This is a genomic window from Micromonospora sp. WMMD1102 (assembly GCF_029626265.1).
Taxonomy (GTDB): domain Bacteria; phylum Actinomycetota; class Actinomycetes; order Mycobacteriales; family Micromonosporaceae; genus Plantactinospora.
Genome location: NZ_JARUBN010000001.1, coordinates 5,959,204 through 5,973,007, shown reverse-complemented (window position 1 = coordinate 5,973,007; position 13,804 = coordinate 5,959,204). Strand labels below are relative to the sequence as shown.

Annotated in this window: 16 protein-coding genes; 7 read left to right on the top strand and 9 right to left on the bottom strand. The window is 71.9% G+C overall.

All coding sequences use genetic code 11. The features are described 5' to 3' along the window. Positions 1–12: 12 nt before the first annotated feature. The gene (locus tag O7626_RS26810; RefSeq protein WP_278063852.1) at positions 13–705 is read right to left on the bottom strand and encodes a hypothetical protein; all 693 of its coding nucleotides are present in this window, start codon (positions 703–705) and stop codon (positions 13–15) included. Positions 706–912: 207 nt separating this feature from the next. Between O7626_RS26810 and alr the strand changes: the two genes are divergently transcribed. Further along, positions 913–2,091: an alanine racemase gene (alr, locus tag O7626_RS26805; protein WP_278063851.1), complete on the top strand. Its 1,179-nt coding sequence runs from the start codon at positions 913–915 to the stop codon at positions 2,089–2,091. Continuing rightward, positions 2,084–3,106 carry a D-alanine--D-alanine ligase family protein gene (locus O7626_RS26800; RefSeq protein ID WP_278063850.1) on the top strand — a complete coding sequence of 341 codons (1,023 nt, stop codon included), beginning with the start codon at positions 2,084–2,086 and terminating at the stop codon, positions 3,104–3,106. Before alr ends, O7626_RS26800 begins: the two co-directional genes overlap by 8 nt. Positions 3,107–3,133: 27 nt before the next feature. On the opposite strand, the gene O7626_RS26795 is transcribed toward O7626_RS26800, so the two are convergent. Then, on the bottom strand, positions 3,134–4,096 hold the full coding sequence (locus O7626_RS26795) for a C40 family peptidase (protein WP_278066329.1): 963 nt from the start codon (positions 4,094–4,096) through the stop codon (positions 3,134–3,136). A 731-nt stretch (positions 4,097–4,827) separates the two neighbouring features. Here O7626_RS26795 and O7626_RS26790 point away from each other — a divergent pair. Beyond that, positions 4,828–5,367, top strand: a complete 540-nt coding sequence (locus O7626_RS26790; protein ID WP_278063849.1) for a DUF6232 family protein — start codon at positions 4,828–4,830, stop codon at positions 5,365–5,367. 27 nt (positions 5,368–5,394) lie between these two features. Here O7626_RS26790 and O7626_RS26785 read toward each other — a convergent pair whose 3' ends face one another. Then, a complete protein-coding gene (locus O7626_RS26785; protein ID WP_278063848.1) occupies positions 5,395–6,261 on the bottom strand; it encodes a helix-turn-helix transcriptional regulator in 867 nt (288 codons plus the stop codon). 312 nt (positions 6,262–6,573) lie between these two features. Here O7626_RS26785 and O7626_RS26780 point away from each other — a divergent pair, with 312 nt between their 5' ends. Continuing rightward, the gene (locus O7626_RS26780) at positions 6,574–6,759 is read left to right on the top strand and encodes a DUF397 domain-containing protein (RefSeq protein ID WP_278063847.1); all 186 of its coding nucleotides are present in this window, start codon (positions 6,574–6,576) and stop codon (positions 6,757–6,759) included. 145 nt (positions 6,760–6,904) lie between these two features. Here the strand turns inward: O7626_RS26780 and O7626_RS26775 are convergent, their stop codons facing one another. Both O7626_RS26775 and O7626_RS26770 read right to left on the bottom strand, forming a co-directional pair. After that, a complete protein-coding gene (locus tag O7626_RS26775; RefSeq protein WP_278063846.1) occupies positions 6,905–7,216 on the bottom strand; it encodes a DUF3817 domain-containing protein in 312 nt (103 codons plus the stop codon). A gap of 3 nt (positions 7,217–7,219) precedes the next feature. Further along, entirely contained in the window at positions 7,220–7,642 is a 423-nt protein-coding gene (locus O7626_RS26770) for a hypothetical protein (protein WP_278063845.1), read from the bottom strand. A gap of 145 nt (positions 7,643–7,787) precedes the next feature. Here O7626_RS26770 and O7626_RS26765 point away from each other — a divergent pair, with 145 nt between their 5' ends. From O7626_RS26765 to O7626_RS26755, 3 genes are read left to right on the top strand one after another with little or no spacing between them, the layout of a single operon-like run. Beyond that, a complete protein-coding gene (locus O7626_RS26765; protein ID WP_278063844.1) occupies positions 7,788–8,150 on the top strand; it encodes a DUF6158 family protein in 363 nt (120 codons plus the stop codon). Next, positions 8,144–8,485, top strand: coding sequence for a hypothetical protein (locus tag O7626_RS26760; RefSeq protein WP_278063843.1), 342 nt, complete (start codon positions 8,144–8,146; stop codon positions 8,483–8,485). Before O7626_RS26765 ends, O7626_RS26760 begins: the two co-directional genes overlap by 7 nt. Before the next feature lie 53 nt (positions 8,486–8,538). Next, positions 8,539–9,060: a DUF1360 domain-containing protein gene (locus O7626_RS26755; protein ID WP_278063842.1), complete on the top strand. Its 522-nt coding sequence runs from the start codon at positions 8,539–8,541 to the stop codon at positions 9,058–9,060. Between the two features lie 41 nt (positions 9,061–9,101). Here the strand turns inward: O7626_RS26755 and O7626_RS26750 are convergent, their stop codons facing one another. The 4 genes from O7626_RS26750 to O7626_RS26735 form a co-directional block, all read right to left on the bottom strand. Beyond that, the gene (locus O7626_RS26750) at positions 9,102–9,296 is read right to left on the bottom strand and encodes a hypothetical protein (RefSeq protein ID WP_278063841.1); all 195 of its coding nucleotides are present in this window, start codon (positions 9,294–9,296) and stop codon (positions 9,102–9,104) included. An 87-nt stretch (positions 9,297–9,383) separates the two neighbouring features. Then, the gene (locus tag O7626_RS26745; protein ID WP_278063840.1) at positions 9,384–9,650 is read right to left on the bottom strand and encodes a hypothetical protein; all 267 of its coding nucleotides are present in this window, start codon (positions 9,648–9,650) and stop codon (positions 9,384–9,386) included. A gap of 312 nt (positions 9,651–9,962) precedes the next feature. Then, entirely contained in the window at positions 9,963–12,404 is a 2,442-nt protein-coding gene (locus tag O7626_RS26740; protein ID WP_278063839.1) for a penicillin-binding protein, read from the bottom strand. 232 nt (positions 12,405–12,636) lie between these two features. Beyond that, complete coding sequence (locus tag O7626_RS26735; protein ID WP_278063838.1) at positions 12,637–13,728, bottom strand: 3-deoxy-7-phosphoheptulonate synthase; 1,092 nt, start codon at positions 13,726–13,728, stop codon at positions 12,637–12,639. Positions 13,729–13,804: the final 76 nt, after the last annotated feature.

Here is a 13,804-nt window from a genome sequence, read left to right as displayed (position 1 = left end):
GGGGGCTCCGGCTCAGCCGTCGAAGCGGGCGACCAGGTCACCGATCTTCGCCGACGGCTGGGTGTCGCAGAGCTGGTCCACCGCCGTCATCACCAGCGGACTGTCGACGCCGGAGATTCCCTTGGCCAGCCCGATCTGCCGGATCGCCGCGACCCGCTCCTCGGGTGGAGCCTGCTGGTATTCCGTACAGCTGGAGTCAGCGGTCAGCCCACCGGCGTCGCTGAGCCCGCCGAGCGCCGCGCGGACGACCAGGCCGCCCACCACCAGCAACAGGACGACCGCGCCGAGCGCGATCCACGGACCGTAGCGGCGCGGCCGTCGAGCACCGCCCGATCCGGGTACGGCGCCGGCCGCCGCCCCGACCGGCTCCCCGGGCCCCGCTGGCGCCGCTCGGCCCGCTCCGGGCGTCGCCGACCGTTCCGCCGACCGCTGCGTCGATCGTCCCGCCGACCGCGGCGTCGATCGTCCCGCCGACCGCTGCGCCGACCGTTCCGTCGATCGTTCCGCCGGCAGGGCCTCGACGGCGTCGGCCAGTTCGGCGGCCCAGGCGGGATCCTCGGTCGCGGCGGTGCCCAGCAGGCGCTTGCCGAGTGAGTTGTTCCGGGGCTCCCGGACCAGCTCGGTCAGTGCCTCGGACTCGTCGAGGGCGTCCAGCCGCTCCGCCACCAGCCGATAGAGGCGCCCGGCCGGACCGGTTGGGGCCACGCCGCCGGTAGAGGCGACCTCGGGCAGGTGTGGGGCGAGGCGATCGAGCGCCGCAGCGGCGAGCTTCCTGGCCTCCGACGGGGTGACCCGGGCAGGTTAGCGCCTGACGGGCTCCGCCGCGGGCCGGGGCTGTCGGTGTGCTGGTCGAACCGATCCCGCATTCCGCCTTCACGAAAACCGCACAGCCCCCTCCTAGGCTCACCCAACGTGATCAGACTCGGCGGAGCAGGCAGCCTGACCCCCCTCGCGGAGGCGGTGGTCGACCTCGACGCGATCGCGCACAACGTGCGTACCCTGGCCGGCCGGACCGGTGCGGAGCTGCTCGCCGTGGTCAAGGCGGACGCGTTCGGGCACGGGGTGCTGCCGGTGGCCCGGACGGTGCTGGCGGCCGGCGCGCGGTGGCTGGGCGTGACCTCCCGGGCCGAGGCGCTGACCCTGCGGGCCGGCCGGGTCGACGCGCCGCTGCTCTGCTGGCTGCACGGCGAGGACGAGGACTTCGCGCCGGTGGTGGCCGCCCGGATCGACCTTTCGGTGGCCTCCGCCGGGCACCTGCGGGGGATCGCCGCCGGTGCGGGCCGGGCCGGGGTACGCGCCGACGTGCACCTGAAGGTCGACACCGGGCTCTCCCGCAACGGGGCACCGGACGGCGAGTGGCCCGAGCTGGTCCGCCTGGCGCGCGGCTTCGAGGCCGTCGGGCGGGTCCGGGTACGCGGCGTCTGGTCGCACCTGGCCGCCGCCGAGACACCGGCCGACCCCAGGAACACCACCCAGTTGCGGCGGTTCGGCCGGGCGCTGGCGTGGGCCCGGGCGCAGGGGCTCACGCCCGACCTGGTGCACCTGGCCAACTCGGCCGCCCTGGTCGGTCTGCCGCAGACGCACTTCGACCTGGTCCGGGCCGGCATCGCCGTCTACGGCGTGGAGCCGCTGCCGGAGCTGCCGGCGGGGCTGCGGCCGGCGATGACGCTGCGGTCCCGGGTGATCCTCACCAAGCGGGTCGCGGCGGGCACCGGCATCTCCTACGGGCACGACTACCTCACCGCCGCCCCGACCACGCTGGCGCTGGTCCCGGTCGGCTACGCGGACGGGGTGCCCCGGGCCGCCAGCGGAGCCGCCCAGGTCTGGATCCAGGGTCGCCGGTGCCGGATCGCCGGGCGGGTGACCATGGACCAGATCGTCGTCGACGTCGGTGACCTGCCGGTGCGTACCGGCGACGAGGTGCTGCTCTTCGGTCCCGGCGACCGGGGCGAGCCGACGGTCACCGACTGGGCCGGCTGGGCCGGTACCAACCCACACGAGATCTTCACCGGGATCGGTAGCCGGGTCGGCCGGCGGTACCTGCCGGTGCGGGCCGAGCGGCACAGCGGACGGGAGCGGGTAAATGTCTGAGTCACCGATCAGGATCGCGGTACTCGCCGGCGGACGCAGCGGGGAGCACCAGGTCTCCCGCCACTCGGCGGCGAGCGTGCTGGGGAACCTGGACCCGGAGCGCTACCGCCCCGAACCGGTGCTGATCACGCGCACCGGGCAGTGGGTCTTCGGCACCGGGGCGCCGGTCGGGGTCTTCGAGGCGGTCGAACGGCTGGCCACCTTCGACGTGGTCTTCCCGGCCCTGCACGGCCCGCTCGGCGAGGACGGCACCCTCCAGTCGGTGCTGGAACTGGCCGGCGTGCCGTACGTCGGCAACGGCGTACGGGCCAGTGCCGCCGGGATGGACAAGGAGTTCACCAAGAAGCTGCTCGCCGCCGAGGGGATCCCGGTCGCCGACGCGGTGGTGTCCCGGCCGACCGACCCGGACGGTGTGCCGCCGGAGGCGGAACTGCGCCGGCTCGGCCTGCCGGTCTTCGTCAAGCCGGCGCGGGCCGGCTCCAGTCTCGGGGTGACCCGGGTGACGGAGTGGAGTGAACTGCCGGCGGCTCTCCAGTGGGCCCGGTCCAGCGACCCGAAGGTGCTCGTCGAGGCGGCGGTGCCCGGCCGGGAGATCGACCTGGCGGTGCTGGAACGGCCCGACGGCCGGCTCGACGTCGGTCCGCCGCTGGAGATCCGGGTCACCGGCGACCGACCGTTCTTCGACTACGACGCCAAGTACGACGATCCGGAGACCGTCTTCGAGATCCCGGCCCGGCTCGACGACGGGGTCGCCGCCGAGCTTGCCGACCTCGCCGTACGCGCGTTCCGGGCGCTCGGCTGCGCCGGGCTGGCCCGGGTCGACTTCTTCCTCCGCGACGGGGTGTCCCCGGTGCTGAACGAGATCAACACGTTTCCCGGTTTCACCCCGGTCTCGCAGTACCCGCGAATCTGGCAGGCGGCCGGGCTGGACTATCCGGAGTTGCTGGACGTGCTGGTCCGTACCGCGCTCGCGCGCCGGACCGAGCGGTCCGACGCGCGAGCGGTGTCGGGCTGAGCCGGCGGGACGTCGCCGTCTGCCGGGCTATCGGACGCGTCCGTAGCCGTACGGGGTCATCATGTCCACGCTGGCGAGCTTGACGCTCTCGCCGGCCCGGGGGGCGTGGATCACCTTTCCGCCGCCGACGAAGAGCGCGACGTGGCCGAGTCCACTGTAGAAGACGAGATCACCGGGTTTCAGCTCGCCTCGGCCGATCCGGGCCACCTTGTCCCACTGCATCGCCGCGTTGTGCGGCAGTGACTTCCCGGCGGCCTTCCAGGCGGCCAGGGTCAGCCCGGAGCAGTCGTACCCGTTCGGTCCTTCGGCCGCCCAGACGTACGGCTTGCCGATCGCGCCGTAGGCGTACCGGACGGCGACGCCGGCCTTGCCGGAGACCGCCGGGACGCTGCCGGTGTAGCGGCTGCCGGCGGAGGTGGCCGACCCGTACGCCTCGCGGCGCATCTCGTAGAGCTTGGCCAGTTCGCCCTCGATCCGCTTCTTGCCGGCGGCGAGTTGCTTCGCCTGGGCGGTCTGCCGGGCCAGTGTGGCGTCGAGCCGGGCCTTCTCGTCGGTGTACCGGCGCTGCGTCGCGTCGAACCCGGCGATCTGCCGGTCCCGGTCCCGGGCCAGTTGTTCCAGCGCACCGAGCCGGTTCATCAGGCTGCTGCCCTCGCTCGGGCTCAGCAGGGCGCTCGCCGTGCTCAGCCCACCGAGCTTGTACGCCCGGGTGGCGAGTTCGGCCACCTCGGCCCGGCTCTGGTCCGCCTGCTGCCGCAGTGGTTCGATCCGGGCGCCGAGGGTGGCCGCGGCGGCCCTGCTCTCCTTGATCTCCTCGTTCAGCTTGTTGTACGACTCGACGACCTTCTCCAGCTCGGCGGAGGCCTTGTTGATCCGCTGCGTGAGCTCGCCGACCGAGGGTTCGGCCCGGGCCGCCGTCATCGGGGCGAGCAGTGCCGCCGAGAGGCCGGCCGCGACGAGACTACGCAGCAGGATCCGCACCGGTAACAACGTGTGCAGAACCCTTCTTCCGTGCGCCGCCGCGACTTGGGCGCGGCGGCCCTGCGCCACCGTGACCGATCTCCGTGCGTGGCACCGGGGTGGCGCCGTGTCGCAGGCGGTGGCACCGGAACGGCGCCGGTCGGGCGGTGGCACCGGGACGGCGTCACCGCAGAGGGATGACTGACGACCGGGCCCCGGCAGTCTCAACGTAGTCCGGGACCGGAACTGCCGACAGTGGTCGGCGGGCGGGATGTGACGGTGGCGACGGATAGCCCGAATGTCGTGATCACTCACCGTGTATCAGATCCGATCCGGCGGTGACGGCCGCCGGGGCTGGCGCGCCAGCTCGGACTGCTCCCCGGTCCTTCGCCCGATACGTCGGTCTTGGCGGATGGCGGCCGGCACTGAGTATGACCAAACCACCACGCAATCGGGCAGAGTGTCGCCAGTGGTCGGAATGCCGCCTGGAAAACTGCCAGGTGGCTGTCTGCATACCTTCGACTTCGCTGGTGCGCCCTTCGCACAATGAACGTGGGAGCCGAAAGGTTCTCCGGAGGACCGGCACAGCTGTATCAGGCGTGGTCGCCAGCAGGGGCAGGGTCGCGTGCGACGAAGCAGGCGTAGCCCCAGCCGTCGCCAGCGCTCGGACAGTCCGCGAGACGATCGGCATCCGGCTGCCACCAGATGCCGATCTTCGAACCATCCAGAGCAGCCCGCCTCAGGAGCCGTTGGAGGCAAGAATGGAGCCTACTCGCCCTCCCGCCCACCTGCTAGACGCGTCATTCGAGGTATCTGGAGCGTCCCGCCCCCGCCCGGTCGACATCTACCGGGCGCCCGGCGTACGCATCACGAACGAGGCGTTCATCGTCGCCGGCCGCAAGTTCTCGCTCTCCGAACTCACCCACCTACAGACCGCGCGCGGGCCGCACGACCGACTGACGCTGCGCGCCGTACTCGTCACCGCCGCCGTGCTGGTCGGCATCGGAGTGGCGCTGGGCTACACCGGCGACCTCTACCGGCTCCCCGCCAGCACGTACGCCGGGCTCGGGCTCGCGGCCTTCGTGCCGGTCGGACTCGCCCTGGCCGGCAACCGGTGGCGGCCACCGGCGTACGAGTTGTGGGGGCGGTACCGGGGAGAGATGGTGCTGCTGTTCAGCTCCGACCACGAGCGGCAGTTCGGTCATGTGACCCGGTCACTGATCCGGGCCCGCGAAGCCGCCCGGCTGGGCGGGCTGGCCTATCCACCCGCCTCGGACACCCCCTACGAGCCGATGTCCTAACCGGAGCGGTGCGCCGCCCTCGCCGCCTCAGCCGGCGAGGGCGGCGGCTATCTCGGCGATCCGGCGCAGGGAGTCGGCCGGGGTCAGCGCCGCCTCGCGGAGCCCGGTGAAGGTACGCAGGTGCGCGGTCACCGCGTCGGCATCGTCGATCACGTCCTCCAGGCCGGTGCTCTCCAGATAGACGACGTCGGCGTCCTCCTCGGCGGCGAAGCGCACGATCACGAACTGGCCGAGCGGGGTGTAGATCGTGGAAATGAACGGCAGCACCTGGACGGTGATCCGACCGGATTCGGCGAGTTCGACCAGATGCCGGAGTTGTTCCAGGATCACTGCCGGGCCGCCGGTCTGCCGATGCAGCGCCGCCTCGTCGAAGACCACCACGATTTTCGGCGGATCGGCCCGGCCGAGCAATTCCTGCTGACGACGCAGACGCAAAGTGACGGAGGCCCGTGCCTCGTCGGGATCGTCCAGCTTGGGAATTGTCGTCCTGAGCACCGCCTGCGCGTACGCCGCTGTCTGGAGTAGTCCGGGCATGCCGACGGACTGGTAGAAATAGAGTTCCGAAGACTCCGCCTCCAGCCCGATGTACGAATAATAGGCGGGCCGGACCGCGTCGCGGTATTGCGACCACCAGGTGCGCTGTCGGGACACCCGGGCCAACTGGACGAGTTCGGCGACCTGATCCGGGTCGCGCACCTGATAGTGGTCGAGCAGTGCCTTGACGTCGTTTGTGGAAATCGAGACGTACCCCGCCTCTATCCGGATCAGCTTGGACAGTGACCAGTCCATCGCGACGGCCACCTGCTCCTGGGTGAACCCGGCGGCTTCCCGGGCCCGGCGGATCGCCGAGCGGAGCTTGCGGCGACCTACCGTCGGGCCGTACGCCGTAGTCATCGCCGAACGCTCCCTTCGAACGGCGCCCCGGCGGCCGAGCGAGGGGTGGATTCGGCTGATTCCGATCCCGGCAACCTGCCACCTGGCTACCGGCCAGCTGCCAGAATGCCAGACTTTTGTGCAGGCTACACGGGACGGCTGCGTTCCACCAGCGTCCGTGCTTGCCGCGACGACGTCATCACCGGTCGTGTCCATTGTCTACACCGCATCATAATCGCGGGTATTCCGGCCTGTGCGGAATGGCGGGCGACGGGTAGCCTCTGTCCGTTGTCGCGGCATCTGCCGCAACAGTATTAGTGCCGGGGAGGGTGCATGTCACAGACTGGTTCCGCCGAGCTCGACTGGCGGAAGAGCAGTCGATGCGAATCGCAGCATTGTGTCGAGGTGGCTCGGGTCGGGCACGGCGCAGCCGTCCGTGACTCGGTCGATCCCGCGCGGTCGCTGCTGTTCGGCACGGTTGCCTGGCGGGCATTCGTGGCCGGGCTCCGCGAAGCGTGAATCCAAACCCGATCACGTGATTCATTCACGTTCCGGTCCGGTCGGCGACCCCGACCGGACCGCGTGACCGCACATATCGCAGAGACATTTGGTCGAACAATCGAATCCGGGGCGGCTCCCACCGGCAGCCGCCCCGGCCAGCGGCTCAGCCGGCCACCGGCTCCGGCTCGCGTACCTGCCGGGTGACCGCACGCTCGGCGAAGAACGAGACGAACGGGATCGTCCCGGCGAGCATCACCAGCACCATCCGGCCCAGCGGCCAGCGTGCCCGGCGCCCCAGGTCGAAGGTGACCAGCAGGTAGACCATGTAGAGGAAGCCGTGTGCCGGGCCGATCGTCTCGACCACCACCGGATCGTCCCAGAGGTACTTGAGCGGCATGCCCACCACGACGAGCGCGATCAACACGACGCCGACGACGTAAGCGACCACACGGTAGCGGGTCAGGGCTGCGCCCACGGTTCATCCTTCCTGCTGCCGGCCCAGGCCGGGATAGTCGGCGGGTCGAGCGCCCGGATTGGCGTTCAACCACGCGAGGTAGTGGTTGTACTCGGCCAGCGCCGGGTCCTCCGGGCCGACGGCGGCCAGCCGCGGCCGGGCCGTGCGCACCGGTCGGCGTACCCCCGGGGTCGTCGGCCGGGGCGGCGGGGCGGCCGGCTCGGCGCCCGGCGGCCGGCCACCGCGCAGCGTGTAGCGGGCCTCCCGCACCCAGAGGAAGACGACGAACCCGGCGAAGATCGGCCACTCGACGGCGTACGCCCAGCTCAGGGCGTTGCCGTTCAGGGCCCGGCTGATCTGCCACCAGCCGAGGGCCAGGAAGCCGACGACAAGTGCGACGGTGAGCACGTGGCGCACGATCCACGCCGGTGTGCACAGCCGTCTCATGCCCACGAGGGTACCGGGAGCCGGGCGCCATCTCCGACGCGGCGTCGTAGTGTCGGGCCGGCGGGCGGGCGCGCGGACGGGTTTGGCGGTGCCCGGTTTGGGCAACCGTCTAGTCGTCAACCCAAACGAGCTATCGGGGGCGACGATGTCCGAATCAGTACGTCACGACGAGTTTTCTCCGGTCGGCACCGGATTGCCGACCGACACCAGCCCCGAGCAGCGGATCGGCCAGTGGGACGGCGACCCGGTCCGGCACGGCGGCACGGCCAGCGACTTCGTGGCCGCCGAGGAGGAGATCCTCGGCGTCGACCCGGCCGAGTTGAGCGACGAGGACCTGCTGCGGGAGATGCACAGCCTGCACCGGACCCGGCTGGACACGCTCCGGCACGCCGCCGACACCGCGCTCGGCCACCACCTGCGGCGTACCGCCGAACTGGAGACCGAGTACCTGACCCGACACCCCGGCCGGGAGGTGGATCCCAGCCGCCTGCGGGACGGCGCATGGTGAGCGCCAGCGCCGAACGCGGCTTCTCCGCCCCGCCCGAGGTGGTCTTCAGCACCGCCACCGACCCGGACCGGGTCTCGGCCTGGCTGCCCGAGCCGCTGCGCGCCGAGGGTCGGCCGGGGCCGGAACTGGTCGCCGACGACCTGCGGGCGAACTGGGGCGACACCGGGTCGTCGGACTGGTCGGCCCAACTGGAGGTGTCCCCGGTCGACGCCGGCGGAGCCGTCGTCCGGCTCGACCTGGCGGCCGACCCGGCGCAGCGGCGGCTGGACGAGATCGCCGACGAGTCGCTGGCCAGCCTCGCCCGGGAGGTCGACGACAACCTGACCCCGGGCTGAACGGACAACCACTGGCGAAGGTGCGGAACAGCCGCGACGCGGAACGAGGCGGGATGAACGTACGGGACAGGGTGGCGCGACTGCGCAAGGCGTACGCGCCCGACGAGCACCGGCCGCTCGGCGGCTACCTGGCGGCGATGGGCACCTACGCCGGAGTGGCGCTGGCGCTGGCCACCGCGGCGAAGACGACCGGGCGGCGGGCTCCGGACCGGCCGAGCGCCGCCGACGTCGTACTGCTGTCGGTGGCCACCCACAAGCTCAGCCGGCTGCTGTCGAAAGATGCCGTGACCAGCCCGCTGCGGGCGCCGTTCACCCGGTACGACCGGCCGATCGGCAGCGGCGAGGTGATGGAGCAGGTACGCGACCAGGGCAGCTCGACCAAGCACGCCGTCGGCGAACTGCTCAGTTGCCCGTTCTGCCTGGCGGTCTGGGTCGCCACCGGGCTGACCGGCGGCCTGGTGCTGGCACCCCGGCTGACCCGGCTGGTGGCGACCGCCTTCACCGCGGTGGCCGCCTCCGACTTCCTCCAGATGGGTTACGCCGTCGCGCAACGCGCCGCCTCTCGCCCCCACTAGGGACGGCAGGCGGCGCACGGCGTGCTGGTGGACGGGTCGGGTCAGCGCTGCATGCCCGACCAGCCTCGGGGCGACTCCGGCTCCCGCTCGGTGTCGCTGTCGGTGATGATCTCCTCGTCCACCGCCGTCTTGTCGTGCTCGTTCGTGAAGTCCGGGTCGTCCTGCGGATCCGTCTCGTCGGGTGGCTGGCCGAGCGGAGCGAGACGGCCCCGCGCCTGCCGGTCGTCTTCGGTCATCGGTGCTCTCCTCGTTGATCCTGATCCTGGCGGGACAGGCCCGCGCTGGTGTTCCCGTCGTCGCCGTCGGGCGGCGTGCCCTACTGGTCAGCCGCTGGTGCCGCCGAGCAGGTCCGCGACCTCGTCGGCCGCGTACTCGCCCTGTGGAAGGGCGGTGATCCTGGTCAGCAGCTCGGCGGAGACGTCGGCGGCGACCGCCCGGCGCTGGATCTCCGACTGCGTCACCCGCTCCTGACCGGAGTACATGTCGTCGAGCAGGGCGTCGAGTTCCGGACTGGTCGAGCCGTCCGGGCTTGCCGGTTCGGCCGGGTCGGCCGGGTCCGCTGCGTCGGCCGGGTTCGCTGGGTCGGTCACGCCTGATCAGCTACCCGGTGCCGAATCGCCCAAACGACCTGTCCCGTACTCGGGACAGGGGCGTGACGTGCGTCACGACCGAGTACGGAACACCGGACCCGGATCCGAGGTTGACTAGGACTGTCGGTGTGTCCAGTGTCCCCGGGCCTCACCCTATTGCCTTCGCGGAATACCGTCCGGCTGGAGCCGCGTCGTGCCACTCGCCGAGAGGCGACCTGCACACCGACACCGCGCCGCCCATGGCCTCGCCATGGGCGGCGTACCCATCTCCGGCCCCACCGGTCGCGCGGGTCAAGCGCCCGGAACCCGGCGTCAGCCGCGCCGGCCGGGCCGGTCGGCCGGAGTCTCCCCGGCCGCGCCGCCCCCGCCCGGGGACTGGCCGCTGCCGGGACCGCCCGCCGCGGGCTGGCCGTTGCTGACCCGGAGCATCACCACACCGCCGGCCACGGTCCGGCCGGACGGGTCGGTGCCGGCGACCGCACCGGCGGGGCAGTTCGAGGGCACCCGGTTCGGGTCCACCTCGACCTTGAAGCCGGCGTTCCGCAGCATCGTGCTGGCCTCGTCGACCGAGCGGCAGGTGACCAAGGGCACCGACCGCTGGTCCCCGTAGACCAGCTTCTCGGTCGGCTTGGGGAAGTTCTTCTTCGGCTTGCCCTTCATCGCGTCGGCGAGCGTCTCGTAGACCGCCGGGTTGACCTTGTCGTGGTCCATGTTCGTGGTGGTCTCCGGCCAGTCCGGGTTCGCCATGATGCCGGCGACCGAGAGCGTGGTGGTCATGGCCACCAGGGACGCGGTCCGGTCGCTGTCGGTGGTACCCGTCTTGCCGGCGACCGGATGTCCCACCACCCGGCGGGCGTCCGCCTCGGTCGCGCCACGGCACCTGCCGTACGCCGACTGGTCGCCGACCGGGCACCGGGCCGCGTCGACCGCCGCCCGAGCCACCTCCGGGTCGACCGCCTTGTCGCAGCGCGGCTTGGCGATGTCCAGCGCCGTGCCGGTCCGGTCCTTCACCTCCTGCACCGGGATCGGCTCGCAGTGCGTGCCGTCGGCGGCCAGCGTGGCGTACGAGTTGGCCAGGTCCAGCGGGGTGGCGGCCGAGACGCCGAGGGTGAACGAGCCCCAGCCGTCGGCCTGGGCCGGGTCGGCGGCGACGGCGGCCTCGCCCGGTTCCCGGAACCGGATGCCGAGCCGCTGCGCCGCGTCGACCACCTTCGCCGCCCCGACCCGCTCCTCCAGGGGTACGAAGTAGGTGTTGACGGAGCGGCCGAACGCACTCCACATGTCGTGCATCCCGGCCATGCCCTCGTTGTCGTTGCTCGGGCACCACCGCTCGGTACCGGGGCAGGCCGACTCGGTGCCGGCCGCCGCCGTGTACTTCGACGGGTAGCGGTTCGGCGCGTTGTAGCTGAGGCTCAGCGGGTAGCCCTGCTCCAGCGCGGCCACCATGGTGAACATCTTGAACGTCGAACCGGCCTGGTAGCCGTGCACCCCGCCGCCGCCGGTCAACAGCGGGTTCGTGGTACGCGGATAGCTGGCCCGCAGCCCGGCGTCCTTCTGCTTCGGGTTGCTGGAGATCGGGTTCTTCGGCTTCGCCGGGTCGTCCAGCCCGAAGGTCCGGTTGGTGGCCAGGGCGCGGATCCGGCCGGTGCCCGGCTCGACGGCCGCCACCATCAGGGCGTCCTTCCGCCCGGTCGGCAGGTACTGCTGGACGTTTTTGTACGCCGCCTGCTGCACGGCCGGGTCGAGGGTGCTGACGATCCGGTATCCGCCGCCCTTGAGCCGGCGCTCCCGGTCGTAGGAGGTGGCGCCGAACGCCTCCTGGTCCATCCACCAGCGGTAGAAGGCGTCGCAGAAGAAGCCCCAGTCGTTGTGCACCGAGCTGGTGCAGCCGTTCGTCGGCCGCTGCCCCTTGACCTTGAGCGGAGTGGCCAGCGCCGCCGCCTCCTCCGCCTCGGTGATCGCCCCGATCTCCTTCATCTGCCCGATCACCCAGTCACGGCGTTGCACGGTCCGGGCGTAGCCGGGGCCGTCGGTGTCCAGCGCGTCGTAGTAACTCGGCGACTTGACCAGCCCGGCGATCATCGCCGCCTCCGGCACGGTCAGGTTCTTCGGCTCCTTGCCGAAGTAGAACCGGCTGGCCGCCGCCACCCCGTACGTGCCGTGGCCGAAGGGGGCCATGTTCAGGTAGCGCTCCAGGATCTCGTCCTTGGTCAGCCTGTTCTCCAGCGCCGCCGCCAGCCGCATCTCGCGCAGCTTCCGGGGGTTGGTGTCCTCGCTGGCCGCGACCACGTCGTTCGGGTCGGTCGCGCCGTAGGTGATCGACATCCGGACGAGCTGCATGGTCAGCGTCGAGGCGCCCTGCCGGGAGTTGCCGGTGAAGTTGGAGACCAGCGCCCGGACGAAACCCTTCACGTCGATCCCGTTGTGCCGGTAGAACGCGTGGTCCTCGGCGCCGATCATGGCGTTCCGCATCGCCGGGGCGATGTCGGCGAACCCGACGTCCTGGCGGTTCTCGTCGTAGAACGTCGCCATCAGGGTCTTGTTGTCGGCGGCGAAGACCTGGGTCGCCTCCGGCACCTGCGGCACGGTCAGCTCGGTCGGCAGGTCCTTGAACGAGTCGGCTCCGGCCTTCGCCGCGAGCCCGGACATCGCCACCGCCGGAAAGGCCGCCCCGGCGACCACCACTCCGGCGAGCAGGGCGCAGGTGAGCAGGGTGCCGGCCTTGGTCAGGCCGCGTCGACGGGATTTCGGCATGATCGCGTGAACCTCTGGGTGATCGGAGCAGGTCGCGGGCGGGGCGGCCGGCGCGAGCACAACCGTACGCGCGCCTTTCGCCCTATTGATCCAGACGCCGCACCGAACGGCACGGTTGCGTCGCGGTGGATCTCGCAACTGACTGCTACGTCACACCCGCAGGTGTCGACGGCGGCCCGGAACGCCCGCCGCCGACTCCGCCGCCGCCCCGTCGGGTCGACGAACCCGCAGGTCAGTGGGGGTTACCGGCAGGTGCCGCCACCCGCCGGGCCCGGACCGCCGCCGACAGGTCCGCCAGCACCTGCTCGGTCTCCGGCCAGCCGAGGCAGGCGTCGGTGATCGACTGCCCGTACTCCAGCGGCCGGGTCGGGTCGAGGTCCTGCCGGCCCGGCACCAGGAAGGACTCCAACATCACCCCGACGATGCCGCGCTGGCCGTCGGCCATCTGCCGGGCGACGTCGGCGGCGACGACGGGCTGCCGGCGGTGGTCCTTGCCGCTGTTGTCGTGGCTCGCGTCGATCACCAGCCGCTCGGGCAGCCCGGCCGCCCGGAGCAGCGCCAGCGACCGCCCCACCGACTCGGCGTCGTAGTTGGGCTCGCCCCGGCCGCCGCGCAGCACCAGGTGGCAGTCGGCGTTGCCCCGGGTGTGCATGATCGCCGGAGCGCCGGAGACGTCGATGCCGGGGAAGACGTGCGGCACCCCGGCCGCCCGGATCGCGTCGACAGCCGTGCCGACGCTGCCGTCCGGACGGTTCTTCATCCCGATCGGCATGGAGAGCCCGGAGGAGAGCTGCCGGTGCACCTGGCTCTCCACGGTACGGGCGCCGATGGCACCCCAGGCCACCGTGTCGGCGATGTACTGCGGGGTGATCGGGTCCAGGAACTCACAGCCGACCGGCAGCCCCAGCCGGAGTACGTCCAGCAGCAGCGCGCGGGCGGCCCGCAGCCCGGCGTTCACGTCACCGGAGCCGTCCAGCCCCGGGTCGTTGATCAGGCCCTTCCAGCCGACGGTCGAGCGCGGCTTCTCGAAGTAGACCCGCATCACCACCAGCAGGTCCTCGGCGTGCTCGGCCGCCGCCACCCGCAGCCGCCGGGCGTAGTCGAGGGCCGCCGCCGGATCGTGCACCGAGCACGGCCCGACCACGACCAGCAGCCGGTCGTCGGCCCGGTCGAGCACCCGGGCGACGGATCGTCGGCCGTCCAGCACGGCGCTGGCCAACGCCTCGCCCAGCGGCAGTTCGTGGTGCAGCAGCGCCGGGGTGGTCAGCGGCACGACCCGGTCGATGCGTTGGTCGCTGACCCGGCCCATTCCGGTGGTGGTCATCGTCGAGGCTCCCTCTGCCGACCGCCGCCCCGGGGCCGGCACCCGGGAGCCGAGCCGGCTGGTCACATGGAAAAAG